Annotated in this window: 19 protein-coding genes; 8 read left to right on the top strand and 11 right to left on the bottom strand. The window is 58.2% G+C overall.

Annotated features, from left to right (window positions below; translation table 11 throughout):
* Positions 1–3 precede the first annotated feature (3 nt).
* The 5 genes from ASG55_RS08085 (at position 4) to ASG55_RS08065 (ending at position 7,699) form a co-directional block, all read left to right on the top strand.
* Positions 4–1,578: an ABC transporter ATP-binding protein gene (locus ASG55_RS08085; protein WP_056785265.1), complete on the top strand. Its 1,575-nt coding sequence runs from the start codon at positions 4–6 to the stop codon at positions 1,576–1,578.
* Positions 1,579–1,711: 133 nt separating this feature from the next.
* Positions 1,712–3,127, top strand: coding sequence for a sigma-54 interaction domain-containing protein (locus ASG55_RS08080; protein WP_056785262.1), 1,416 nt, complete (start codon positions 1,712–1,714; stop codon positions 3,125–3,127).
* Between the two features lie 275 nt (positions 3,128–3,402).
* A complete protein-coding gene (locus ASG55_RS08075) occupies positions 3,403–4,794 on the top strand; it encodes a GntP family permease (RefSeq protein WP_056785258.1) in 1,392 nt (463 codons plus the stop codon).
* 7 nt (positions 4,795–4,801) lie between these two features.
* The gene (gene hbdH, locus ASG55_RS08070; protein ID WP_056785256.1) at positions 4,802–5,575 is read left to right on the top strand and encodes a 3-hydroxybutyrate dehydrogenase; all 774 of its coding nucleotides are present in this window, start codon (positions 4,802–4,804) and stop codon (positions 5,573–5,575) included.
* A 150-nt stretch (positions 5,576–5,725) separates the two neighbouring features.
* Positions 5,726–7,699 carry an acetoacetate--CoA ligase gene (locus ASG55_RS08065; RefSeq protein ID WP_056785254.1) on the top strand — a complete coding sequence of 658 codons (1,974 nt, stop codon included), beginning with the start codon at positions 5,726–5,728 and terminating at the stop codon, positions 7,697–7,699.
* 18 nt (positions 7,700–7,717) lie between these two features.
* Here the strand turns inward: ASG55_RS08065 and ASG55_RS08060 are convergent, their stop codons facing one another.
* Both ASG55_RS08060 and ASG55_RS08055 read right to left on the bottom strand, forming a co-directional pair.
* Complete coding sequence (locus ASG55_RS08060) at positions 7,718–11,407, bottom strand: hypothetical protein (RefSeq protein ID WP_156388170.1); 3,690 nt, start codon at positions 11,405–11,407, stop codon at positions 7,718–7,720.
* Between the two features lie 142 nt (positions 11,408–11,549).
* Positions 11,550–12,659, bottom strand: a complete 1,110-nt coding sequence (locus ASG55_RS08055; RefSeq protein ID WP_056785248.1) for a PilT/PilU family type 4a pilus ATPase — start codon at positions 12,657–12,659, stop codon at positions 11,550–11,552.
* Positions 12,660–12,768: 109 nt separating this feature from the next.
* Between ASG55_RS08055 and ASG55_RS08050 the strand changes: the two genes are divergently transcribed.
* Together ASG55_RS08050 and ASG55_RS08045 are read left to right on the top strand one after the other, a co-directional pair.
* The gene (locus ASG55_RS08050; RefSeq protein WP_041478717.1) at positions 12,769–15,306 is read left to right on the top strand and encodes a PAS domain-containing hybrid sensor histidine kinase/response regulator; all 2,538 of its coding nucleotides are present in this window, start codon (positions 12,769–12,771) and stop codon (positions 15,304–15,306) included.
* Positions 15,307–15,358: 52 nt separating this feature from the next.
* Positions 15,359–15,634, top strand: coding sequence for a peptidylprolyl isomerase (locus ASG55_RS08045; protein WP_007912322.1), 276 nt, complete (start codon positions 15,359–15,361; stop codon positions 15,632–15,634).
* A 116-nt stretch (positions 15,635–15,750) separates the two neighbouring features.
* Here ASG55_RS08045 and ASG55_RS08040 read toward each other — a convergent pair whose 3' ends face one another.
* From ASG55_RS08040 to ASG55_RS08005, 8 genes are all read right to left on the bottom strand, one after another.
* On the bottom strand, positions 15,751–16,671 hold the full coding sequence (locus ASG55_RS08040) for a sugar kinase (RefSeq protein WP_056785245.1): 921 nt from the start codon (positions 16,669–16,671) through the stop codon (positions 15,751–15,753).
* Between the two features lie 133 nt (positions 16,672–16,804).
* Positions 16,805–18,019 carry an amino acid deaminase gene (locus tag ASG55_RS08035; protein ID WP_056785243.1) on the bottom strand — a complete coding sequence of 405 codons (1,215 nt, stop codon included), beginning with the start codon at positions 18,017–18,019 and terminating at the stop codon, positions 16,805–16,807.
* Between the two features lie 38 nt (positions 18,020–18,057).
* Positions 18,058–18,822, bottom strand: coding sequence for an IclR family transcriptional regulator (locus ASG55_RS08030; protein ID WP_041478714.1), 765 nt, complete (start codon positions 18,820–18,822; stop codon positions 18,058–18,060).
* A gap of 147 nt (positions 18,823–18,969) precedes the next feature.
* Complete coding sequence (locus ASG55_RS08025) at positions 18,970–19,359, bottom strand: RidA family protein (protein ID WP_016774497.1); 390 nt, start codon at positions 19,357–19,359, stop codon at positions 18,970–18,972.
* Positions 19,360–19,390: 31 nt separating this feature from the next.
* Positions 19,391–20,182: an amino acid ABC transporter ATP-binding protein gene (locus ASG55_RS08020; protein WP_041478713.1), complete on the bottom strand. Its 792-nt coding sequence runs from the start codon at positions 20,180–20,182 to the stop codon at positions 19,391–19,393.
* On the bottom strand, positions 20,179–20,841 hold the full coding sequence (locus ASG55_RS08015; protein ID WP_056785240.1) for an amino acid ABC transporter permease: 663 nt from the start codon (positions 20,839–20,841) through the stop codon (positions 20,179–20,181). The genes ASG55_RS08020 and ASG55_RS08015 overlap by 4 nt, the downstream gene beginning before the upstream one ends.
* Before the next feature lie 9 nt (positions 20,842–20,850).
* Positions 20,851–21,513, bottom strand: a complete 663-nt coding sequence (locus tag ASG55_RS08010) for an amino acid ABC transporter permease (RefSeq protein WP_056785237.1) — start codon at positions 21,511–21,513, stop codon at positions 20,851–20,853.
* 51 nt (positions 21,514–21,564) lie between these two features.
* On the bottom strand, positions 21,565–22,413 hold the full coding sequence (locus ASG55_RS08005) for a transporter substrate-binding domain-containing protein (RefSeq protein ID WP_041478710.1): 849 nt from the start codon (positions 22,411–22,413) through the stop codon (positions 21,565–21,567).
* 458 nt (positions 22,414–22,871) lie between these two features.
* Here ASG55_RS08005 and ASG55_RS08000 point away from each other — a divergent pair, with 458 nt between their 5' ends.
* Complete coding sequence (locus ASG55_RS08000; RefSeq protein WP_056785234.1) at positions 22,872–23,303, top strand: thioredoxin family protein; 432 nt, start codon at positions 22,872–22,874, stop codon at positions 23,301–23,303.
* A gap of 136 nt (positions 23,304–23,439) precedes the next feature.
* Here ASG55_RS08000 and ASG55_RS07995 read toward each other — a convergent pair whose 3' ends face one another.
* Positions 23,440–24,999: a TerC family protein gene (locus ASG55_RS07995; RefSeq protein WP_041478708.1), complete on the bottom strand. Its 1,560-nt coding sequence runs from the start codon at positions 24,997–24,999 to the stop codon at positions 23,440–23,442.
* Positions 25,000–25,147 lie beyond the last annotated feature (148 nt).

Raw genomic sequence — 25,147 nt, 5'->3', positions numbered from 1 at the left:
ACCATGACTGAAAACCTGATTGAAATCCGCCACCTCAATGTCGCCTTCCATGGTCAGACTGTGGTGCGTGACCTGTGCCTGGATATCCGCCCCGGTGAGTGCCTGGCTCTGGTGGGCGAATCGGGCTCGGGGAAATCGGTGACCGCGCATTCGATCCTGCAACTGCTGCCTGAGAGCGAGGCGCAAACCCGTGGCAGCATCCGCTATCGCGGGCAGGAACTGCTCGGTGCTGATCCGAAGGTCTTGCGAGAACTGCGCGGCAATCGTATCGCCATGATCTTTCAGGAGCCGATGACTTCGCTCAATCCGCTGCACACCATCGAAAAGCAGATCGGCGAGACCCTTTTGCTGCACCGCGGCCTCGGCGGCAAGCAAGCGCAGCAGCGCATTCTCGAATTGCTCGGGCTGGTCGGCATCCAGAAACCCAAGGAACGCTTGAAAGCCTATCCGCACCAACTCTCTGGCGGGCAACGGCAACGGGTGATGATTGCCATGGCCCTGGCCTGCGAACCGGAGTTGTTGATTGCCGACGAGCCGACAACGGCACTGGATGTCACCGTGCAACGCAAGATTCTCTTGCTGCTCAAGTCCCTGCAACAGCGCCTGGGCATGTCGCTGCTGCTGATCAGTCACGATCTCAATCTGGTGCGCAGCATCGCGCAGCGGGTGTGTGTGATGAAGGCTGGCGAGATCGTCGAGCAGGCACCCTGCGAAACCCTGTTCACCGAACCCAAACACCCTTACAGCTGCGTGCTGTTGAACGCTGAGCCGGAAGGTGAAGCCCTGCCCCGTGACGAACGTGAAAATGTGCTGGAAGTCGCTGACCTGCGCGTCGATTTCCAGGTCGGCGGCGGGCTGTTCGGGCGCAAGCAGTATCTGCGCGCAGTCGATGGCATCAGTCTGAATATTCAGCGCGGCAAGACCTTGGGCATTGTTGGCGAATCCGGTTCGGGCAAGTCGACGCTGGGTCAGGCGATCCTGCGCTTGCTGGATTCCGAGGGCAGCATTCGCTTTCAGGGCGAAGCGCTGGACGGCCTCAATCAAAAGCAGCTGCGGCCGTGGCGGCGGCAGATGCAGGTGGTGTTTCAGGACCCGTTTGGCAGCCTGAGCCCGCGCATGTCGGTGGCACAGATCATCAGCGAAGGTCTGGAAGTGCATTGCGAGTCGACCGCTAATGAATGTGATGAGCAAGTGATTCGCGTGCTCAAGGAAGTCGGCCTCGACCCGGAAAGCCGCCATCGCTACCCGCATGAATTTTCCGGCGGCCAACGCCAGCGCATTGCCATCGCCCGGGCCTTGGTGCTGAAACCGGCGCTGATCCTGCTCGATGAACCGACCTCGGCCCTCGATCGCACCGTACAGAAACAAGTGGTCGCCCTGCTCCGTGATTTGCAGGAAAAATACGGTTTGACCTACCTGTTCATCAGCCATGATCTGGCGGTGGTACGCGCGTTGGCGCATGACATGATCGTGATCAAGGACGGTCAGGTGGTCGAGCGTGGTGCCAGTCACGACGTGTTTGACAACCCGCAGCATCCCTACACCAAGGAGCTGTTGGCGGCGGCGCATCCGGGGTAGGTTTTTTTCTGCTAATTCGCGGCGCGGCATTCGCGAGCAGGCTCGCTCCCACATTTGGAATGCAGGCCCCTGTGAGAGCGAGCCTGCTCGCGAAGGGATGGGTACCGGCAACAAACAATCAGGATCAGCCTCCATGAACACCACCGAAAGCCTCAAGGACTACCAACGGGTGCGCACTCTGGCGATCCGTTCGCTGTTCGAGATCATCGAGCAATCCAGTGAGGGCACGGTGATTGTCGATCGCGATGCGAACATCGTCTGGATGAACGAACGCTATGCCCGGCGCTTTGGTCTCGAATCGGCGGCAGGCGCTATCGGCAAGCCTTGCGAAAGCGTGATCCCCGGGAGTTTGCTGCGCGAGGTGGTGCGCACCGGTCGGCCGATTCTGCTGGACATGCAGGACACCCCAAAGGAACCGCTGGTGGTGATGCGCCTGCCGATCCACGACGATGCCGGCAGCGTGATCGGCGCCATCGGTTTTGCCCTGTTCGACGAGTTGCGCACGCTGTCGCCGATGCTCAAGCGTTACCTGAGCATGCAGGAGGAACTGGCCTCGACCCGCTCACTGCTGCGTGCGCGGCAGACCAAATACAACTTCGCCCATTTCATCGGTACCAGCGCCGCCAGCCTTGAAGTCAAACGACGTGCGCGACGAAGCGCCAGCGCTGATTCGCCCGTGTTGCTGCTGGGAGAAACCGGCACTGGCAAAGAGCTACTCGCACAAGCCATTCACAGCGCTTCGCCACGTGCACACAAAGCCTTCGTCAGCATCAACAGCGCGGCAATTCCAGAGGCGCTGCTGGAAGCCGAATTTTTCGGCACGGCACCCGGCGCCTTCACCGGCGCTGACCGCAAGGGCCGCACCGGTAAATTACAAATCGCTCAGGGCGGCACGCTGTTTCTCGACGAGATCGGCGATATGCCGCTACCGCTGCAAAGCAAACTGTTGCGCGTGTTGCAGGAAAAGGAGTTCGAGCCGGTCGGCTCCAATGAAGTGATTCAGAGCGATGTGCGGGTAATCGCCGCGACGTCGACGGATTTGCAGGCAGCGATCAAGCGCGGCGAATTTCGCGCCGATTTGTACTACCGCCTCAATGTGCTGCCGATCCAGGTGCCGCCGCTGCGCGAACGTCTCGATGATCTGCCGGCGCTGAGCGAGGCGATTCTCGAAGAACTGCGCAGCCAGCATGAACTGCACCGCGATGCGCTGGCGCTGTTGGGCCAGCATGCCTGGCCGGGCAACATCCGTGAGTTGCGCAATGTGTTGGAGCGGGCGGCGTTGCTCAGTGATGACCTCATGCTGACCGAGCAGGATATTCGCGGGGCGATTGGCACGTTTACTCCCGTTGCGCGGACGTCCGAGCCGAGCACGCACGCATCGGCTCGGGAGACATTCGCGCAGGCGCGGGCGCGCTTTGATCGGCAGTTGATCGAATCGACCCTGGCGCAATGCGCGGGGAAGGTACCGGAGGCTGCGGTTCGGCTGGGTCTGGGGCGGTCGACGCTGTACAAGAAAATGGCTGCGCTGGGGATTGCCGAGTCTACATAAAGAGATATCGAATCTCTGTATGAAGACAAAACAAAAGCTTCGCGAGCAGGCTCGCTCCCACAGGGGAATGCATGTCAAATGTGGGAGCGAGCCTGCTCGCGAAGGCTCCGGCCCATTCAAAGAAAATCTCAACTAAGAGACAAAAACAGCTTCGAGAACTCGACCGAGATCTAATTTCCTTATATTTCAAACAGTTAGAAGATTGGCACAAATCTCGCTAACACCTCTCCACATCCGTTTCACCCACAAAAATAACAATCCTGGAGAGACACACCATGAGTGTGATCATTGCCTTGGCAGCCCTGACGCTGCTGATGCTCGCCGCCTACCGTGGCTACAGCGTCATCCTCTTCGCCCCGATCGCCGCCCTCGGCGCGGTGCTGCTCACCGATCCGTCCGCCGTTGCCCCCGCGTTCACCGGGGTGTTCATGGACAAGATGGTCGGTTTCATCAAGCTCTACTTCCCGGTATTCCTGCTCGGCGCGGTGTTCGGCAAGCTCATCGAACTGTCCGGTTTCTCGCGCTCGATCGTCGCCGCTGCGATTCGCCTGCTCGGTACCAAACAAGCAATGCTGGTGATCGTGCTGGTGTGCGCCCTGCTCACTTATGGCGGCGTGTCGTTGTTCGTCGTTGTCTTCGCTGTTTACCCGTTTGCAGCGGAGATGTTCCGCCAGAGCAATATTCCCAAACGCCTGATTCCGGCGACCATTGCCCTCGGCGCATTCTCGTTCACCATGGATGCCCTGCCCGGCACGCCGCAGATCCAGAACATCATTCCCAGCACCTTCTTCAACACCACCGCATGGGCGGCGCCGTGGCTGGGGGTGATCGGCACGATTTTCGTGTTCTGCGCCGGCATGCTGTTTCTGCAGCGCCAACGCAACAAGGCGCAACGTGTCGGCGAAGGCTACGGCACTGAACTGCGCAACGAACCGGAAACCGCCGAAGACCTGAAACTGCCCAACCCGTGGATTGCCCTGTCGCCATTGCTGGCCGTGGGCATCATGAACCTGCTGTTCACCCAGTGGATTCCGCATTGGTACGGCAAGACCCACAGCCTCGCGCTGCCGGGCATGGCCGCGCCGGTCACTACCGAAATCGCCAAGCTCACGGCGATCTGGGCGGTGCAGGCGGCGTTGCTGGTCGGCATCCTCATGGTGCTGGCGTTCGGCTTTAAGGCGATTAAAAGCAAGCTCGCCGAAGGCAGCAAAAGCGCAGTCAGCGGTGCGTTGCTCGCGGCCATGAACACAGCGTCTGAATACGGCTTTGGTGCGGTAATCGCTTCGCTGCCGGGCTTTTTGGTGCTGGCCGACTGGCTCAAGCAGATTCCCAATCCGTTGGTCAACGAAGCGATCACCGTGACGCTGCTCGCCGGCATCACCGGTTCGGCCTCGGGCGGCATGAGCATTGCGCTGGCGGCGATGTCCGAGCAGTTCATCAGCGCGGCGCACGCGGCGAATATCCCGCTGGAAGTGCTGCACCGCGTGGCCGCGATGGCCAGTGGCGGCATGGACACCCTGCCGCACAACGGCGCGGTGATCACCCTGCTGGCGGTGACCGGATTGACCCACCGCGAAGCCTATAAAGACATTTTCTGTATTACGCTGATCAAGACGCTGGCGGTTTTCGTGGTGATCGGCACTTTCTACGCCACTGGTATTGTGTGAGGTATTCATGACCACTCTTTCCGGCAAGACAGCTTTGGTGACCGGCTCCACCAGCGGCATCGGCCTGGGGATCGCGCTGACTCTCGCGAAGGCCGGCGCCAACCTGATCCTCAATGGCTTCGGCGACGCCTCGAAGGTGATCGCCGAAGTCGCTCAGTTCGGCGGCAAGGTCGGCCATCATCCCGCCGATGTCAGCGACCCGGCGCAGATTGCCGACATGGTCGCCTACGCCGAGCGCGAGTTTGGCGGCGTCGACATTCTGGTCAACAACGCCGGCATTCAGCACGTTTCGGCGGTAGAAGAGTTTCCGGTTGAGCGCTGGGATTCGATCATTGCGATCAACCTGTCATCGGTGTTCCACAGCACCCGTTTGAGCCTGCCGGGCATGCGCCGCAAGAACTGGGGGCGCATCATCAATATCGCCTCGGTGCACGGCCAGGTCGGCTCCACCGGCAAAGCCGCGTACGTCGCCGCCAAGCATGGCGTGATCGGCCTGACCAAAGTGGTCGGGCTGGAAACCGCGACCAGCAATGTCACTTGCAATGCGATCTGTCCAGGCTGGGTGTTGACGCCGCTGGTGCAGAAGCAGATCGACGATCGCGCGGCCAAGGGGGTCGATCCGCAGCAGGCGCAGCATGATCTGCTGGCGGAAAAACAGCCCTCGCTGGAGTTCGTCACACCGCAGCATCTGGGTGAGTTGGTGCTGTTCTTGTGCAGCGAAGCCGGCAGCCAGGTGCGCGGCGCGGCGTGGAACATTGATGGTGGCTGGCTGGCGCAATAAACACCTGGCCATTGTGGGAGCGAGCCCGCTCGCGAATGCGGTTTATCAGACACAGTTCGGGATACTGAGACAACGCTTTCGCGAGCAGGCTCGCTCCCACAGGGAATGATCTCCCTGGCCTGTACGAATCCGATAAGAAGAGGCAAACCCATGTCCGACATCCTCTGGCAACCCGACACCCAGCGTATCGCCGGTTCGCGTATGGATGCCTTCCGGCGCGATATCAATCAGCGGCATTCGCTCAAGCTCGACGGCTACCCTGCCCTGCACCAATGGAGCATCGATCAGCGCCCGGCGTTCTGGCAGGCGATCGTCGATTTCTTCGACATCCGCTTCCACACTCAGCCCGACGCCGTCTTGCGTGAAGGTGCAGAAATGCCCAGCGCCGAGTGGTTCCCCGGCGCGACCCTGAACTTCGCTGAACACCTGTTGCGCCGACGCGACGATGCCGTGGCCGTGATCGCAGTCGCAGAGAATGGTCAGCGCGAACAACTGACCTGGGCCGAGTTGGCCGAACAGGTCGCCGGGTTTCAGGCGAGCCTGCGCGCGGCGGGCGTTGGCCGGGGTGATCGCGTGGCGGCGTGCATGCCCAACACCTGGCAAACCCTGGTGGCGATGCTGGCCACTACCAGCCTCGGCGCGATCTGGTCCTGCTCGTCGCCCGACTTCGGCACCCACGGCGTGATCGATCGCTTTGGCCAGATCGAACCGAAAGTGCTGCTCACCTGTGCCGGCTATCAATACGCCGGAAAAACCCTGGATCAGACCGCCAAGCTCAACGAAATCCTTGCACAACTGCCGTCACTGCAGCAGTTGATCATCGTCCCGTACGCTCGCCCGCAAGCTCGCATCGAGGATTACCGAACCCTAGCCGATGTCTGCTTCTGGGAAGATTTTTATCAACCCGGTGGTGAACCGGATTTCACCCCGGTGCCGTTCAATCATCCGCTCTACGTGCTGTACTCCAGCGGCACCACTGGCGTGCCGAAATGCATCGTCCACAGCACCGGCGGCGTGCTGCTGCAACACGTCAAGGAACATGGTTTGCACTGCGACCTCGGTCCCGGTGACCGCTTGTTCTACTACACGACCTGCGGCTGGATGATGTGGAACTGGCTGGTTTCAGCGCTCGCGGTTGGCAGCGCCGTGGTGCTCTACGACGGCTCGCCGTTCCACCCGGATCACCAGCGCCTGCTCGACCTGATCGACGATGAACGCATCAGCGTGTTTGGCACCAGTCCGAAATTCCTCGCGACGCTGGAAAGCAGCGGCGCCAGGCCACGGGAAAGCCATGATTTGAGCAGTTTGAAAACCCTGCTGTGCACAGGCTCGGCTTTGTCACCGCAAAGCTACGATTTCGTTTATCGCGACTTCAAAACCGAGGTGTGTCTGGCCTCGATGTCCGGTGGCACCGACATCGTTTCGTGCTTCGTCAATGGCAATCCGCTGTCAGCGGTACGTCGCGGAGAAATCATGGGCAAGAGCCTGGGCATGGCCGTCGAGGTGTGGAACGACGCTGGCCAGCCGGTGATCGGTGAGAAAGGTGAACTGGTCTGCACGCGGCACTTCCCGGCGATGCCGATCGGCTTGTGGAATGACCCCGACGGCTCAAAACTGCACCAGTCTTATTTCAGCCAGTTCCCCGGTGTATGGGCGCAGGGTGATTACGCCGAGCAATTGTCCGATGGCGCAATGATGATCCATGGCCGTTCGGATGCGGTGTTGAATCCGGGCGGCGTGCGCATCGGCACGGCGGAGATTTATCGGCAGGTCGAGAAAATCAGTGAAGTGCTGGACTGCGTCGCCATCGGTCAGCAATGGCAGGAGGATGTGCGCGTCGTGTTGTTCGTGCGTTTGCGCGACGGCGTCGAGCTGGATGAAGGGCTTGAACAGCGAATCCGCGAAGTGATCCGCGCCAATACCACACCCAGGCATGTTCCCGCACGCATCGTCGCAGTAACCGATATACCGCGCACCATCAGCGGCAAAATCGTAGAGCTGGCGGTGCGCGATGTCGTGCATGGGAGGCCAGTGAAAAATACCGATGCACTGGCCAATCCCGAAGCGCTGGAGCAGTTTCGGGATCGGCGCGAACTGGCCATGACCGAAGTTATTCAACACTGAATTTCGTCTGGCGCAGCCTCAATTCAGCTGTATTACAACTTCACCGGTGAGGGGCTGATCTCCACTGGCTTCGATCGCTGCGCGCATGATGCTGAGATTCAGCGAAAACAACGCTTCGTTTGTTTTCAACAAACTGAGCAAGGCAATAACGAGCATCAGCGAGTCTGCATTGAGGAGCGCTTGAGCACTTTCGTGAAAACTGCCAGTGATAGGCTCAGATCGGGGCAAGCGTCCCTTTGCCAAGTTTAGTAAAGGCGCCACATCCAAACCGACCTTACCATCTCGGGTCGCCCCCTCGGCAGTGATCAGACTGGTCTTGGCGGGGTTGACCCGAATCATTTCGTGGATGAGGTCATCAGCGATTTCGCCGTAACCTGTCAGGCTGAATCGCTGGTTGAAGTTACGTGTATTGACCGTCATGTACTGAACACGCTTTTTATCTGTAGCTCCTGCGCTCTTCCATTTACTGTAATCGAATGGATTTACCTCAATGACGCCATCATCTAGTTTCAGGCTATCCAACAGGAAATTACTGGCGGACGTTCCGCCGAAATCCAGCCTGATGGCGCTTAGCAGATTGGACAATTCGTCACGCGCCGCCGCGGTACTGCCAAAAAACAATCCAATCGTGGGGTCGGTTTTGAAATTCAGCGCCGGCGCGCCCAGCACTTCAATTGCGCTGTCTATTTTGAAACGGGCCAGTGGCAGACTGCGCTCGAGAATGTGAGCTGTAAAAACACCCGGAACCGGTTTCTGCAGTAATGGCAGACTAAACTTCTCTTGCAGGTCGAAATTGACGAGTCGTTTTCCCCACGGCTTACCTAGCCGATTGGCCGCGTACCACTCACTGCTTTTCTTGATGGCACAGACATTGAAAGAAGACGCGGTGCTTCCAAGCGGGCGCCACCTCCCGAAACCAACATCGGTAGCATTCGCCAGCTTGTGAAATTCCCGCGCCGTACCGGTCAGTCTGCTCATCTGGACAACGGCAGATTCCACGACTTTTGCGCCCGACGCGCCCAAATGCATGACGCTTTTGAACAATGCTTTTGACGCTTGGTATCCAGCAGTTGGCAATCCATCAATCGGATTGAAAGTCGAGACTGTCAGAGAAATGCCAAACCTGACGAGGCTGCCGATTTTTGCCGTTAACGAAACTGTTTTGGCTGCGATATGCAGAATTTTAGCCGGGGCACCCAGTACAGTGAAGAAAATACCGATAGCATCCATCGTGCACGCGTAAATTCCGTCAACCACCTGATTTCTATTTCCGGAAGCCAAGTCTTCGATACATTTCTTGAACGGGACACACAGGTCAATAATATACGTCAGCACCTCGTTATAAGTGTTCTCCGCACGCTCTTTATCAGTGTATTCGGTGAAGACTTCCCTGAAATCCTGGAGGCTGCCCAATGGTCTGTTCTTCACAACAAATTGGGCAATATTTTCGATATGCTCATTTACGAAAAACTGATAATGATTACGAACGACCCGCGACGCAGAAGTCGGAGCCATAACAGTGCCAAGTTTCTCTATAACCATAATCCCAGAGGCATTCGGCGACGGCTTTTTTCCGACAATGTAGCTATCGAAATCAGTTGGAACGTTATGCGTGGGGGGCAAAGGGAAAAATGCATCATTGGGCTTCCCTGTATATTCAACCCTTCCAGGCATGTTCATTTTTTGGGTATAAATAATCAATTTGCCTAGCTCATCGTTTCTTCTGCACTCTCCCAGCAAGGTAAACATTTCATAGCATAAAGTCTGATTATTCCCGAAGGAAGCTATCATAATTACACCGAACCGCCCCACCGCCTGGTCTTTCTTGAGCTGAACTTCGATATTTTTGGGCGGCTGATTACCCGCGCCGACCAAGTTATAATTAGCCGATGACGGATAGTAAATCTCTGCAACCGAAGGACGTACAGTAAAAAACGTGATCTTGCTTGAGGCAAAGATATCTCGATCGGCTCGAGGCATTCCTGCTATCGCCAGCTTTATGTTTGAAGCCATCGCCTTATGAATATTGCAGTGATAGCTAACGAGCTCAGCTTCGAATGCTGGTTTGATGGCAGGCAAGGCCAAAAGCTGCGGATACTTATCAAAAATGCCGGGCTCTTTATTCCAATCCCATGTTCCGGACGCCAGCAACCCTTCGATATGAAGATCAAGCATCGACACTCTCATTGCAGAATAAGTCTCAGGACGCAAAAGAGGTTGTTCAATAACATCAAAATCAGCAACCGCCTGCTTCAATGCAGTCATCGCCAGTCGTTTCCGATTGGGCGGAGCCGCCCCAAATGCCTTGATTCCCAAAACAATATCATCCACGTGCGTTTTATACGCATTCAAAGCGTCTTGAGCTGCTGTAAGAGCAGACGTGCTCAGTTGCTCATGAGTGATGACTTCATTCATCAATGCCCAGTCAATGATAGGGTCGATCGCAGTAATACCTTGCAGCTCCCCCAGTACCGGGCTGACCGTTTCCATGCTTGCAAATTTGATGACTTGTTCATATGTCATGAAGCGAGAGACGCCTCGACAATTGATCTCGATAAAGCTCACCGCCTGGCAAAACGTCACCCAGCCGATCGAGCCAGCGTAAAGCTCTTGGGGCAGATTTTTAACCAAGAGACAAGGCGCTATATGAGCCAGGAGCAGGTGGGAAGCGAGAGGAATAATCGAGTGCGAATGGCCCTTTGCTACAAGGTAAGCCTCAAAATTTTCACGTATGGCATATAACGGCCTATCAGCCATGGTGCTCGAATCGTATATATCAAAGGTTCCGATGCAGTTGCGCTTGCCAGTAACGCCTATGGATGAATCCAACTGCAAAATTATTGCAGTGAGCAATACCTGAGCTAGATCGTCACTACTGATTTCCTCGGAATCCTTCGCCCCCCACCAGTCCAGTGCAATGACGTATTCCTTGGCAATTTTCTGCGACGCTGGATGACGAACCAGCATTGCAACGACCTCGTTAGCGCTGTCCCAATTAACGGTAGTAACGTTATACGGTCTTACGCTTCTGAAGATTGTGTTAAGTAGATTCTCATTCGCAGGGAAAAGTTTACTCGTCACTGCGCGAATCTCTGCACACTGCTGTGGTGTCAAGGTGATCGACGTATCATTTAGCCCAGTTATCTGCCCCCAGTAATTACCAAAATCATCTCCTTCAGGCCACTTCCACTCCAAAAAGCCAATCAAGCTTTCTAGTTTTTCTCTGTCATCCGGCACGTTGAACCCGTGAAAACGCAACCACTGCGACAACAGCACTGCGTTATCAAGGTGAACGAATCCACCAAGACCTGCTGCAATAGCAACTAACTTCTCGAACTTCTCATTCGCGTCGGGATTACTCTTGACGTTATCCGATACATCCATCCACCCTTCATGAGTAACGTATATGTGAATTTCACCCGAAGACGTAACCCTACTGTAGGTGCCGGAGCCAAGTAAGCTCATCAGATCCTGAAGCATCTCGCTGGCCGGTTTCTGTAAACGTCCAAAAGAGGATTCAGGCGAGAGCCAGATGATCTTTTGGTCGTCGTTTGAAATATCCCGTGCAACGTCTTCCGGAGCTTCAACAAGAAATCTTTTCAACTGGCCTAGAAGTGCCATTCGTTCTAATTCATCTGCGGCAGAACAACGCACATTATCGGCAGCGCTCAATTTGGAAAGAGCACCTGCACCACATCGATTTTTCATTTTATTGACCTGTTTATTTACATGGACTTGCTATCGAGATCGCAAATCTAATAAAAACAGGCGAAACCACAACTAACCAAGTATTAGTCTAGATTTCAAACATCTATCACCTGACCGCTCAGCCGCCTACAGACACGACAACTTACTCCACCAACCCCCAATCCCCTGTCGATGCTTTTTCGTTGATTGGAGAATCCAGTTTAAGCTTGATGCCTAACCGTAAGTTGTTTGTCGAATCCGCGTTTTTCAAAGCTTCTTCTACTGTAATAACACGCGCAAGGACTAACTGTAACAGTGCAGCATCGAATGTCTGCATGCCTGAGTCTTCGGATTTCTCCATGATACTTTTCAACTCAGCCAACTCATTGCGACGGAGCGCATCAGCAACAGTCGGCGTACCTAATAACACTTCCACGGCCGCCCTGCGCTGGCCGTCGACAGTGCGTACCAAGCGCTGCGAGACAAAGGCTTTCAGGTTGTTGCCCAATGTCTGCAACAGCTGCTCGCGCTTCTCCTCGGGAAACATATTGATGATGCGATCCAGCGCCTGATTGGCATTGGTCGCATGTAACGTGGACAACACAAGATGCCCTGTATCGGCAAACGAGAGCGCGTGCTCCATGGTTTCGCGGTCACGGATCTCACCAATCAGGACGACGTCCGGTGCCTGGCGTAAAGTGTTCTTCAGCGCGGCATGAAAGCTGCGCGTATCGACGCCAACCTCACGCTGATTGATGATCGAGCGCTTGTGCCGATGGATATATTCGATCGGGTCTTCGATGGTAACAATGTGTCCGGCACTGTGGCGGTTGCGATGATCGATCAGCGCCGCCAGGGAGGTCGACTTGCCCGAACTGGTAGCGCCGACAAAAAGAATCAGGCCACGTTTGAGCATCACCGTTTCCAGCAACACCGGCGGCAGTTTCAAGTCTTCGAACCGCGGGATGTCGAGCTTGACGTTGCGGATAACGATCGAAACGTCGTTGCGCTGCTTGAAAATGTTCACCCGGAACCGGCCGACGCCCGTTCGGGAGATTGCCAGGTTCATTTCAAGATCCCGGTCGAACTCCCGGCGCTGCTCGGCGTCCATCAGGGAGGTGGCGATGGCCGCGGTTTCGCCAGGTTTGAATGGCTGATCGCTGAGCGCCGTCAGCACACCATCAATGCGAGCGCTCGGTGGTGCGCCGGTGGAAAGGAAAAGATCCGAACCGTTTTTTTGCGACAATGTTGACAACAGTGCATCGATTTCCATGGCTGAAAGCACCCGCGAAGCATTGAATGAGCAGATTTGGCCTACGCTTGGCGCGGCTCCTGCAACAATGATAGTCCCCGTCTCACCGAACCACGCTCAGGATTGAAACATGAATGCTGTACCCACCACCGATGACGCCCAGGCCCTGATCGCCCGCACCGACTGGAGCCGCAGTCCGCTGGGCGCCGCCGGCACCTGGCCGCAGAGTCTGCGCACAGCGGTGGACATCGTGATTCATTCGCCGATGCCGATGCTGCTGTTGTGGGGGCCGCAACTCACGCAGATCTACAACAATGGCTTTGCCCTGCTCGCCGGCAGCAAGCATCCCGAAGCCTTCGGCCAGCCAACGCATGAGATCTGGCCGGAAGTACGGGATTTTGCCGAGCCGATATACCAAGCGGTGCTGCAGGGCCAGGTGCGCAGCTTCAGCGAGCAACGTTTCAGCGTGCAGCGCGACGGCAAAAAAACCGATTTCTGGCTGGATCTGACCTACAGTCCGATTCGCGATGAAACCGCACAGGTCGCTGGAATTCTGATCACTGCCATTGAGACCAACGAACGCCGCCGCATTGCCCTGGAATTGCAGCGCCGTTCCGAGGAAAGCCTCAAGGCTCAGCGCCAGTCCGAAGAGCGTCTGCAACTGGCCCTCGCCGCCGCCGACGCCGTCGGTACGTGGGACTGGGACATTGGCGAAGACCGATTCATTGCCGATGCGCATTTTGCCGAACTGCATGGCGTTGATCCGAGCAAGGCCGGGCAGTTGCCGATCAGCGAATATATGCACGGGGTGCACCCCGAAGACCGCGCAATGGTTGCGCGCGGCATCAAGCACTGCATCACCCACGGCACCGAGTACGCTGAGGAATATCGCTTGTTGCAGGCCGATGGCACGCTGCGCTGGGTGTTCGCGCGGGGGCGTTGCTACAAGGATCATCATGGTCGGCCGATGCGCTTTCTCGGCGCGGCGCTGGACCTGACCGAACGCAAACACACCGAACAAGCGCTGCGTCAGAGCCAGACCGAATTGCAGTTGATCATCAACGCCATGCCGATCCTGATCAGCTATGTCGACGCCGAAGAGCGTTTTCGCTTGAACAATGCAGCGTATCTCGACTGGTACGGCCTCACACCGCAAGAGTTGTACGGGCGCAAGATTCGCGAAGTCATCGGCGAAGAGGCGTATTTCCTGCGTGCGCCGTACATCGCCGAAGCGCTGGCCGGGCGCGCCTGTTCCTTCAGTTTCTACACACCGCACCGCGATGGCAGCACCCGTCATGCCCTCATGAATTATCTGCCGCGACATGGTGCGGACGGTGCAGTGAACGGCTTCTACATCTTTGTCATCGACGAGACCGAGCGCAAGAAAACCGAAGAAGCCCTGCGTAATCTCAACGAGACCCTCGAAGAGCGGGTCAGCGCGCGCACCGAGCAACTGGCTCAGGCCAACGAGCGTTTGCAGAACGAGATGTTCGAACGCGAGCGTGCCGAAGATGCCTTGCGCCACGCGCAGAAGATGGAAGCCGTCGGCCAGCTCACGGGTGGCATCGCCCACGACTTCAACAACATGCTGACCGGCATTATCGGCAGTCTGGACTTGATGCAGCGCTACATCGCCAATGGTCGTGCCGACGAGATCGGCCGTTTTACCGAAGCGGCCGTGTCATCGGCCAATCGCGCGGCGGCGCTCACGCATCGCTTGCTGGCGTTCTCGCGGCGCCAGTCGCTGGACCGCAAGCAACTGAACGTCAATGAGCTGGTGCACTCGCTGGAAGATCTGATCCGCCGCACCAAAGGCGATCCGATCGATCTGCAACTGCGCCTGCCCGAAGACGTTTGGCCGGTGAGCACCGACGTCAGCCAGCTGGAAAATGCCTTGCTCAATCTGGTGATCAACGCCCGCGACGCGATGCCCGAAGGCGGCACGTTGCTGATCCAGACTGCCAACGTTTACCTCGACAGCAGCGACATCACCATTCTCGAACCGGTCAAGGCCGGGGAATACGTCATGCTCGCGGTCAGCGATAACGGCACCGGCATGACTCCGTCAATTCGCTCCAAAGCGTTCGATCCGTTCTTCACCACCAAGCCGATCGGCCAGGGCACCGGGCTCGGGCTGTCGATGATCTACGGTTTCGCCCAGCAGTCCGGTGGTCACGTCAGCCTCGACAGCGTGCCGGGGCAAGGTACTTGCGTGCGCCTGTATTTGCCGCGCTTGCTTGAGCCGACGCCGGAAACTTCATCTGTGAAGAAAGCCGAACCGATTGCTGCTTCATCTTCTGGCGAAACCGCAATCGTGGTCGAGGATGACGCGGCGGTGCGCATGCTGGTGCTCGATCTGCTGAGGGAGCTGGGCTACAAAACCTTCGAAGCGGCAAACGCCAAAATCGCCCTGCCCTTGTTCGAGTCCGCGCAACGTGTCGATCTGCTGGTCACCGATGTCGGGCTGCCCGGCATGAACGGTCGCCAGTTGGCGGAAATTGCGCGCCAGCATCGTCCCGGCCTTAAAGTGCTGTTCATGACCGGTTACGCGCAGATTGCTGCCGAGCGCCAGGGCTTTCTTGAAGAGGGCATGGACATGGTCGCCAAGCCTTTTGTCCTGGAAGTGTTGGCGAGCAAGATTCGCAAGTTGAGCAACCCGACCCCGTGACTTGAGGCATAATCGCGCGCCCCGCTGTCACCCCGTTATCAGGTATTGCACGATGAAAGCCCAAGCCCGCCACATTCTGGTGAAAACCGCCGAAGAGGCCGAACAACTCAAACAGCGCATCGCCAAGGGCGAAGCATTCGATGTGCTGGCGAAGAAGTTTTCCACCTGCCCGTCCGGCAAACGCGGCGGTGATCTGGGCGAAGTACGTCCAGGACAGATGGTCGGCGCGATTGATGCGGTGATATTCAAGAAACCACTGCGCACCGTGCATGGACCGATCAAGAGCAAGTTTGGTTATCACCTGGTGCAGGTGTTTTATCGGGATTGATCGGCTGGCTGTCGAGCTTCTTCGCGAGCAGGCTCGCTCCCACATTTCGACCGGATTTTCATTGTGGGAGCGAGCCTGCTCGCGAACCGATTGCGCAGCAAGCGGCCATTCTCTGACTACCTGGGGATCAGCGCCCCTGGCACCTGTATCACCTGACTGGCCAATTCATGTCCCGCTTGGGCCGCCTCTGCCGGGCTGCCGCCGAGCAAGCGCCGGGCCAGATACGCCGCACTGAACGAATCCCCCGCCGCCGTGGTGTCGACGACCTTGTCGACCTTTTGCGCCGGCACCTCAAACGCCTCCCCCTGACAACGAATCAGGCACGCCTCGGCGCCACGCTTGAGCACCACTTCTGGCGTGCCAATCTGCGCATACGTCGCAAACACCTCAGCGCAATCGGCAAACCCGAACAACGCCTGTTCGTCATCCACGGTGAGCAACGCCAGATCGACATAAGGCAAGACGCTGCGATACGCCGCCCGCGCCTCTTCCACAGAAGCCCACAAGCGTGGGCGGTAGTTGTTGTCAAACACGATGCGCGCATCGCGCTGCCGGGCTTCGCTCAACGTCTTGATCAGGCGGGCACGGCCTTGCATGCCAAGTACGGCGAGGGTGATCCCGCTGAAATACAGCACGTCGTAGTCCGGCAAGGCCGCGAGAATCGGCTCGGCCGCAGGGGTAGTGAAGCAATCGCGTACCGCCGCTTCGTTGCGCCAGTACAGAAAGCGCCGCTCGCCGTTGGCGTCGGTCTGTATGCAATACAAACCGGGAAGCCGACCGGGCAAGCGCTGCACCAGATCGAGGCCGATGCCTTCGCTGCGCCAGATCTGGCACATTGCGTCACTGAAACTGTCATCGCCCAGCGCGGTGACGTAGTCGACTTGCGCCTTGTCGCCCAGCGCGCGGGACAGGTACACGGCCGTATTGAGGGTATCGCCACCGAAGCTTTGCTGCAGACTGCCGTCGGCACATTGTTGCAGTTCGATCATGCATTCGCCGATCAGGGCGATGCGCGGGGTGTTGCGGAGGATTTTCATCGGGTGGGATCTCGGGTGGTTCAGTGGTGGCTAAGCGGGCGTCTTCGCGAGCAGGCTCGCTCCCACATTCAAATGCGTCCTCTGTGGGAGCGAGCCTGCTCGCGAAATAGCCGCCGCAACGCAATCTCAAGCCTTAGAAACAAGTCGCCATGGTCTCGATGACCGCCAACTGCTCATCCACCAGCAACCCAACACGCCATTTGTCAAACGTCAGGCACGGATGCGAAGTACCAAAGGAAATGATGTCGCCGACCCGCAGTTCTACACCCGGCGCCACGGTCATGAACGCATGCTGATCCATCACCGCCGTGACCTTGCACGCACCGATATCATCACCTGTCGCCGGCACCACACCGGCCTTGTAGCGCAACAACGGCATTGGCAAACCGGCGTCGAATGCGACGTCGCGCTTGCCCAGGGCGATCACCGCGAAACCCGGTTCCGGCAGCGACTGCACATGAGCCCAGACTTCCAGCGCCGGGCGCAGGCCTTCGTGCAGATCGCTGCGACGGTCGAGCACGCAGCACTGCGCCTCTTTGTAGATGCCGTGGTCGTGCGCGACATAACTGCCCGGGCGCAACACACTGAGGAAGCGGCCAGCGGCGTTCTGGGTTTCGAAGGATTCGGCGATCAGGTCATACCAGGCTGAACCCGATGCGGTGATGATCGGTTTGGCAATGGCGAAAGCGCCGCTGTCCTGCAGCTGCACCGCCAGGCGCACCAGCGATGCGGCGAACTGGCGAATGCCACTAACCGCGTGATCACCATGAATCACGCCTTCGTAACCTTCGATGCCGGTCAGTGCCAGCGCCGGTTGCGCATCGATGGCCTTGGCCAGCTCGATGACTTCCTGCTCGCTGCGGCACCCGCAGCGCCCGCCGACCACGCCGTATTCGATCATCACGTTGAGCTTGACCCCACGGGAAGCGAAGTAAGCCCCGAGGTCGGCGACGTTGTCCGGGTGATCGACCATGCAATAGAAATCGAACGTCGGATCGGCGAGCAGATCGGCAATCAACGCCATGTTAGGCGTGCCGACCAATTGATTGGCCATCAACACCCGACGTACGCCGTGAGCATAAGCGGCGCGGGTCTGGGTGGCGCTGGCGAGGGTGATGCCCCAGGCGCCGGCGTCGAGCTGTCGCTTGAACAGTGCCGGGGTCATGCTGGTTTTGCCGTGGGGCGCGAGTTCGGCGCCGCTGTCGCTGACAAATTTCTGCATCCAGCGAATGTTGTGCTCGAGCGCCTCGCGGTGCAGCACCAACGCCGGCAGGCTGACGTCGCGGGTCAGTTGCGCGCCGATGGCGGCGTCGCCTTTTTCTACGGCAGAGTTGATGGCAGTGGTCATGGTCCAGTCCTCACAGTCGCGGCCGCAGGCAGCCGCGGTTATTCGTTGATCCGCCGGGCGAGGCTGTTGGCGCTCTCGATCAGCACCCGGCGATAGTCGTTGTAATTGTTTTTCGCATCGGCCCGTGGGGCGACGATGCACAACGTGCAAATGGCCACGCCTTGCGGGTCTTTCACCGGCGCGGCGAAGCAATGGGTGAACGTGTCGGCGACGCTGTCGAAGGAGAAGAAGCCATCGATACCGGCCTGACGAATCTCCGCCAGAAAGCGTTCCAGCGGCAGGCGTTCGCCGTCGGGCAGGATGTAGTCGTCCTCGTCGATCAGGTCGATGATCTGCTGATCGCTCAAGTGCGCGAGCAGCAAGCGCCCGGAGGCGGTCCACGGGATCGGCGCGTTTTCGCCGATATCCGATGAGATGCGGAAATGCCGCTCGCCCTCCTTCATCAACGCCACCGTGTATTTGCGCCCGTTGAGCAGGCACATCTGCGCGGTTTCGCGGGTCTGGCTGACGATCTCCTGCAAGGCGTGATCGGCCTCACGGCTGAGGTCGAAATGGCGCAGATGCGCTTGGCCGAGGAAGTACAACTGGCGGCCGAGATAGACGTGGCCGTCCTTGCCCACCGGTTCCAGAATCCGCCGTTCCAGCAAGGATGCGACCAGCTCGTAGACCGTGGATTTCGGGCCGCCGATGCCGTTGGCGATGTCGTTGGGGCGCAGGGGCTGGCCGATTTCCTTGAGAAAATCGAGGATATCGAACGCCCGATCCAGACCACGTGCCCGGCGCTTGATGGTGTCTTCGGTCATGTCAGTGGTTTCCATTCAAAGTCGCCGGGAGTTTACCGAGAGTCCAGTGTCGCCTGTTACATCGCTTTCGCGAGCAGGCTCGCTCCCACAGGAAAACGCATTCCAAATGTGGGAGCGAGCCTGCTCGCGAAGAGGGCTGCACTTGTTTCAGGCCTTCTTCTTGTAGGCAATGCAGTCGATCTCAACCTTGCAATCAACCATCATGCTCGCCTGCACGCAGGCCCGCGCCGGGGCGTGTTCGGGTTTGAAATACTCGGCGAAGACTTTGTTGAAGCTGCTGAAATCCCGTGGATCGTCCAGCCAGACGCCGGCGCGAACCACGTCCTCAAGGCCATAACCAGCCTCTTCGAGAATGGCGATCAGGTTTTTCATGGTCTGGTGGGTCTGTTCGACGATGCCGCCAACAATAATCTCGCCATCCACCGCCGGTACCTGGCCGGACACATGCAGCCAGCCATCCGCTTCGACTGCGCGGGCGAATGGACGAGGCTGGCCGCCGGCGGCGGTGCTGCCGGTGCCGTAACGCGTAATGCTCATGGGTGTTTCTCCTGATTGCAAAAGTGCAGATTCAAAACCGCGTGCTTTTGAGAAATTCCGCCAGACGCGGCGATTGCGGGCGTTCGAATAGTTCCTTGGGAGGCCCCTGCTCTTCGATCCGCCCTTGATTCATGAAAACGATCTTGTCCGAGACCTCGAAAGCGAAACGCATTTCGTGGGTCACCAGCAACATGGTCATGCCGTCCTCGGCCAGCCCCTTGATCACGTTGAGCACCTCGCCAACCAGTTCCGGGTCGAGGGCCGAAGTGACTTCGTCAAAGAGCATCAGGCTCGGGTTCATCGCAATGGCCCGGGCGATGGCTACGCGCTGTTGCTGACCACCGGACAACTGACCGGGAAAGTGATTGCGCCGCTCCAGCAGGCCGACACGCTCCAACCATTTTTCGGCAAGCACCACGGCTTCGTCCTTGTGCATCTTCTTCACCTTGAGCAGGCCCAAGGTGACGTTCTGCAACGCGGTCAGGTGCGGAAACAGGTTGAATTGCTGGAACGCCATGCCGGTCATCGCGCGATGGCGGGCAATGACCTTTTCCGGGTGACGTACGCGTTTACCGTTGACCTCGTCATAGCCGATGGATTCGCCGTCGAGCAGAATCTGCCCGCCCTGAAACTCTTCGAGCATGTTCACGCAACGCAGCAGCGTGGTCTTGCCCGAGCCACTGGAGCCGATCAGCGTAACGACGTTGCCGCGCTGCATGCTCAGGTCGACACCCTTGAGCACTTCCACCGCGCCGTACTGTTTGTGCAGGCCGCGAATGTCCAGCAGCGCCTGATTCTGTGAAGCAACTTGAGCTTGAGTCATGGCAAGGCCACCCGCTTTTCAATGTGCCGGCCGAGTAACTCGATGCCGTAGTTGATGACGAAGAACAGAAAACCGGCGAACAGGTAGAACTCCAGGGTCATGAAGTTTCGGGCGATGATCTGTTGCGTGCTGAGCAGCAATTCGGCGACGCCGATCACCGAGAGCAAGGTCGAAGCCTTGACGATTTCGGTGGACGAGTTGACCCAGGTCGGCAAAATCTGCCGCAGCGCCTGAGGCAACAGTACGTAGCCGAGGGATTGGTAGAACGTCAGACCGATGGCTTTGCCCGCCTCCATCTGCCCGCGCGGCAAGGCTTGCAGGGCGCCACGAACGATTTCGGCGACGTGCGAGCCGCAGAACAGCGTCAGGCCCAGGGCTCCGGCCTGAAACGCGCTGATCTGCCAACCGAGCGCCGGCGCCATATAAAAGCAGGCCAGCACCAGCACAAACACTGGCGTGCCGCGAATCAGATCGACGTACAGCCGAAACGGCGCGCGCATCCAGAATCTGCCGTAAGTCAGGACCAGGCCGGCAACCACGCCGAGCATGGTGCCCAACACAATGGCCAGCGCCGAGACCTGCACGCTGGTCAGAAAGCCCTGCCACAACGGCTCGCGGGCGAGCCACAATTCATGCAACCAACTGGGAGATTCGTACATCGCAGCCTCCTATCGGCGGATCGCCAGACGCTGCTCGAGGTAACGCAGCAGCATGGCAATGAGGTAACAGGCCGCGACATACAACGCCGTGGTCACCAGCCAGGTCTCGATCACCCGGTAGCTCTCGACGTTGATCTTGCGCGCGTAATAGGTCAGCTCCGGCACCGCAATCGCAGCCGCCAGCGAAGTGTCCTTGAACAGCGAAATGAAGTTGTTCGACAGCGCCGGCAGCACGTTGCGCAGCATCACCGGCACGGTGACGTAAGCCTTGACCTGCCACTCACCGAGACCGATTGCCAGCCCGGCTTCACGCTGCCCCTTGGGAATGCTCAGCAAGCCGCCACGAAAGACTTCGGTCAGGTACGCGCCGGCATACAGCGACAGCGTGATGATGAACGAAGGAATCTTGTCCAGACGAATGCCAAGGCTGGGCAGTGCGAAGTAGATCAACAGAATCAACACCAGGATCGGCGTGTTGCGCACTACCGTGACGTACACCGAGGCCGACACCCGCAAGGCGCGATGTTTGGAGAGCAAGGCAAACGCCATCAGCAGGCCGATCACGCAGCCGATGGCGATCGACACCAGCGCCAGCTGCAAGCCCAGCCCGAGCCCTGCCAGCAAGGTGTCGAAATCGCGCCACACGGCGGCAAAGTTCAACTGATAATTCATGGTCAGCAGTACCTTGAGCGGGGCGACTGAAATCGCCCCACTCTCACGGGATCATTTGAATTCGACTGGAAAACCGATCGCGGGCGACGGCAGATCGACACCGAACCATTGCTTGAAGGAGGCGGCGTAGGTCGGGAACTCAACCCCGGTCATGGCCTCATGCAGCGCGGTGTTGACGAAGTTCAGCCAGTCCTGATCGCCACGTTTGACTGCGCAGGCGTAAGTCTGCGGGCTCCAGGCATAGCTCGGGCTGCGGTAGCGGCCCGGGTTCTGCACCATCAGGTATTTGACCGAGGACTGGTCGGTTGCGGCGGCATCGGCACGGCCAGAGTTCACTGCCTGATACATCAGGTCGACGCTGTCGTACTGATCGACCTTGGCCTTGGGCAATGCCTGATGCACCAATTCTTCGGCGTAGACGTTTTGCAGCACCGCAACGGTAACGTCATCGCCCGCCGCCTGCAGGTCTTCGATTTCCTTGTACTTGCTGTTATTCGGCAACAGCAGGCCGACGCCTTCGCGGTAGTACGGCAGAGTGAATGCCACTTGCTGGGCGCGGCTCGCGGTGACGGTGATGAACTGGCAGCTCATGTCGACCTTGTCGGTCAGCAGGTTGGGGATCCGCGCATCGGAGGACTGCACCACGAACTCGACTTTACTCGGGTCGTTGAACAGTCCCTTGGCCACCATCCTGGCGATGTCGATATCAAAACCCTGCAACTTGCCGTCCGCGCCCTGAAAGTGCCACGGCGCATTGGTGCTGCCGGTGCCCACGATCAACTTGCCACGGGCGAGAACACTGTCGAGCTTGCTGTCGGCCGCCTGGGCCAGACCCATGACCGAGGAAGAAGCCGCAAGGACAAAAACACACGCTTTGAACAACGAAGGATGGCGACGCATGGCAAGCACTCCACAATTGTGTTTATTCCGCTATACCGGAACATGGTTTGTTACTACGGAATAGACAGCAGAAAGTGTGCCACAGGAATCTCGCGAAATCTGTAACTGCGTTGAACGCTATCAGAATCAACAAGATATGGTTCGTGGACCAAAGGGTTTGGCCCGACCAGGAACGAAGGAAACACCTGACAAAGCCAGGAAAGGGGTAATGCGTTCCCAACTTGGGTCAGATCGCGCCGTTGTGGTGCGAATCAGGGTGACAGTTGAGCAAAACCCGGTATCAGCGCTTTAGCGCCTGCCTGTAGACATCACCACCCTGCCGTTTCGCGACGGCTATCACCGTGACGACAGCACTTCTCGTGGTTACGCAGTCCACCTGTAATTTCTGACAGTAGACCCCGACATGCCTACTCCTTTAACGTCAAGCAACCTATCCGCTCGTTGAAAAGGACCCTTCGATGAACGTCACCAACACAACTGCCGCGCTGGCCCCGGTTTACCGCAAAGCCCTGAAAACCTGGCGTCCGGTCATTCTTTATTTCGCCAATGAACACTGCCCCGCCTGCGAATGGGCCGGGCCGATCTTTCGGCAGATTGCCGAGCCTTACCGACTGCGCGCCAACATCTATATGCTCAACACCAGCCAATCGCCCAAGCACCCGAATGTCACGGGCACGCCAACAGTGCTGTTCTATAAAAACGGCAGGCTGCTGAAAAAGCTCAAAGGTATCGGCACTGAAGAAACCCTCGCACGGGATTTCGCCGTGCACATCGGCAAGACCAAAGCCCCCTTTGCCGCGCGTAAACGGAAGCATGATCTGCCTTGGCTGCGTCAGACACTTCGTACTTTGCGTACCGTCCCACATGGGCGCCTACGGAGGATGTACTGAACGAGCCTCCTCAGAGGTATGGAGTGCCTGCCAAATTGCCTTCGCGAGCAGGCTAGCTGCCACATTGAACCGCGTTGCAATGTGGCAGCGAGCCCGCTCGCAAAAAGGCCGACACAGCTTTTAGAAAACGCAAGGATTACGCGGCAGCGCGCTCCAGCAACACCCGCGTCACCCGCCGCTCTTCCACCGCTTTGACAGTCAATTGCCAGCCCTCGTATTCCAGTTGATCGCCGGTCATCGGCAAGCGATCCAGAAGACTCATCACCAACCCGGCCATCGTCTGATAATCCTCGGTCGGCTCGGCATCGAAGCCGGTACGCTGGCGAACGCGAGCCAAGGGCAGCGCGCCGCTGACCAGAAACCCGCCGCGCTCCTCGACTACGTCCGGGCCTTCGATTTCGCTGGCATCGGGTAGTTCGCCAGCGATCGATTCGAGGATGTCGGTCATGGTCAATACGCCGACGAAATCGCCAAACTCGTTGACCACGAAAGCGATGTGGGTCGAGGCCGCGCGCATCTGCTCCAGGGCATTGAGGATTGAGTAACTGTCGAGCAGATTGACGGTCTTGCGAGCCAGATGCTCCAGGTTCGGCTCGTTGCCCGCCAGATATTCCTTGAGCAGTTCCTTCTTGTGTACGAAGCCCAGCGGCTCGTCCACCGCGCCATCGCGAATCAACGGCAAGCGCGAGTAGGACGAATGCATCAACTTCGTGCGAATGGTTTCGGCGTCATCCGCAAGATCAATCAGGTCAACGTCGGCGCGCACCGTCATCAGGTTACGAATCGGCCGTTCCGCCAGTTGCAACACGCCGCTGATCATCACCCGCTCACGGCGGTCGAACAGCTCGGCCACCGGCGCTTCACCGTTGTCCAGCAGGTCGGAGATTTCCTCGCCAACCTCCTCCGCCGCCAGCTTGCGCCCGCCGAGCAGACGCATCACCGCATGGGCCGTGCGCTCGCGCATCGGCCGCACGCCCTGCATCGAACGTTTGCGCCGTGCCCGGGCGATCTGATTGAACACCTCGATCAGGATCGAGAAACCGATGGCCGCGTACAGGTAACCTTTCGGGATATGGAAGCCCAGACCTTCTGCGGTCAGGGCAAAACCGATCATCATCAGGAAGCCCAGGCACAGCATGATCACGGTCGGGTGTGCGTTGACGAAACGGGTCAGCGGTTTGCTGGCGACGATCATCAGCCCGATGGAAATGATCACGGCGATCATCATCACCGCCAGTTCATCGACCATGCCCACGGCGGTAATCACCGCGTCGAGCGAGAACACCGCGTCGAGCACCACGATCTGCGCCACGATCGGCCAGAACAGCGCGTAGGTCGTGTTGGTCGAGCGCTCGCCGACATGGCCTTCGAGGCGCTCATGCAACTCCATCGTCGCCTTGAACAACAGGAACACGCCACCGAACAGCATGATCAGGTCGCGGCCGGAGAAGCTCTTGTCGAACACCTCGAACAACGGCTGCGTGAGCGTGACCAGCCAGGAAATGCTCGCCAACAGGCCCAGGCGCATGATCAACGCCAGCGACAAGCCGATGATCCGCGCGCGATCACGCTGATGCGGCGGCAGTTTGTCGGCAAGAATTGCGATGAACACCAGGTTGTCGATACCCAGCACCAGTTCCAGCACGATCAGAGTCAACAGGCCTAACCAGGCCGTGGGATCCGCTAACCATTCCATAAAACGTCTCGATCTCTCTTCAGTGAATTCAGGCAGCCGGACACGGCGAAGTGCAACGCGAAGGCTCAAGGGCCGCGTTATCAACCATAGTCGGGAGTCGGAAGACGGGATGCTGCGAATGGATCAAGACCGCGCGAAGGCGTGCTGG

The sequence above is a fragment of the Pseudomonas sp. Leaf434 genome, assembly GCF_001425545.1.
In the GTDB taxonomy this organism is placed as follows: Bacteria; Pseudomonadota; Gammaproteobacteria; order Pseudomonadales; family Pseudomonadaceae; genus Aquipseudomonas; species Aquipseudomonas siliginis.
This window is presented reverse-complemented; position numbering and strand designations above follow the sequence as displayed.

Bases quoted from the DNA above. Each gene is read 5' to 3' on its own strand.
- hbdH (WP_056785256.1), top strand. From the start codon at position 4,802: ATGACCACTCTTTCCGGCAAGACAGCTTTGGTGACCGGCTCCACCAGC.
- ASG55_RS08060 (WP_156388170.1), bottom strand. From the start codon at position 11,407: ATGAAAAATCGATGTGGTGCAGGTGCTCTTTCCAAATTGAGCGCTGCC.
- ASG55_RS08045 (WP_007912322.1), top strand. From the start codon at position 15,359: ATGAAAGCCCAAGCCCGCCACATTCTGGTGAAAACCGCCGAAGAGGCC.
- ASG55_RS08000 (WP_056785234.1), top strand. From the start codon at position 22,872: ATGAACGTCACCAACACAACTGCCGCGCTGGCCCCGGTTTACCGCAAA.
- ASG55_RS08035 (WP_056785243.1), bottom strand. From the start codon at position 18,019: ATGACCACTGCCATCAACTCTGCCGTAGAAAAAGGCGACGCCGCCATC.
- ASG55_RS07995 (WP_041478708.1), bottom strand. From the start codon at position 24,999: ATGGAATGGTTAGCGGATCCCACGGCCTGGTTAGGCCTGTTGACTCTG.
- ASG55_RS08010 (WP_056785237.1), bottom strand. From the start codon at position 21,513: ATGAATTATCAGTTGAACTTTGCCGCCGTGTGGCGCGATTTCGACACC.
- ASG55_RS08085 (WP_056785265.1), top strand. From the start codon at position 4: ATGACTGAAAACCTGATTGAAATCCGCCACCTCAATGTCGCCTTCCAT.
- ASG55_RS08075 (WP_056785258.1), top strand. From the start codon at position 3,403: ATGAGTGTGATCATTGCCTTGGCAGCCCTGACGCTGCTGATGCTCGCC.
- ASG55_RS08040 (WP_056785245.1), bottom strand. From the start codon at position 16,671: ATGAAAATCCTCCGCAACACCCCGCGCATCGCCCTGATCGGCGAATGC.
- ASG55_RS08065 (WP_056785254.1), top strand. From the start codon at position 5,726: ATGTCCGACATCCTCTGGCAACCCGACACCCAGCGTATCGCCGGTTCG.
- ASG55_RS08030 (WP_041478714.1), bottom strand. From the start codon at position 18,822: ATGACCGAAGACACCATCAAGCGCCGGGCACGTGGTCTGGATCGGGCG.
- ASG55_RS08015 (WP_056785240.1), bottom strand. From the start codon at position 20,841: ATGTACGAATCTCCCAGTTGGTTGCATGAATTGTGGCTCGCCCGCGAG.
- ASG55_RS08025 (WP_016774497.1), bottom strand. From the start codon at position 19,359: ATGAGCATTACGCGTTACGGCACCGGCAGCACCGCCGCCGGCGGCCAG.
- ASG55_RS08055 (WP_056785248.1), bottom strand. From the start codon at position 12,659: ATGGAAATCGATGCACTGTTGTCAACATTGTCGCAAAAAAACGGTTCG.
- ASG55_RS08050 (WP_041478717.1), top strand. From the start codon at position 12,769: ATGAATGCTGTACCCACCACCGATGACGCCCAGGCCCTGATCGCCCGC.
- ASG55_RS08005 (WP_041478710.1), bottom strand. From the start codon at position 22,413: ATGCGTCGCCATCCTTCGTTGTTCAAAGCGTGTGTTTTTGTCCTTGCG.
- ASG55_RS08020 (WP_041478713.1), bottom strand. From the start codon at position 20,182: ATGACTCAAGCTCAAGTTGCTTCACAGAATCAGGCGCTGCTGGACATT.
- ASG55_RS08080 (WP_056785262.1), top strand. From the start codon at position 1,712: ATGAACACCACCGAAAGCCTCAAGGACTACCAACGGGTGCGCACTCTG.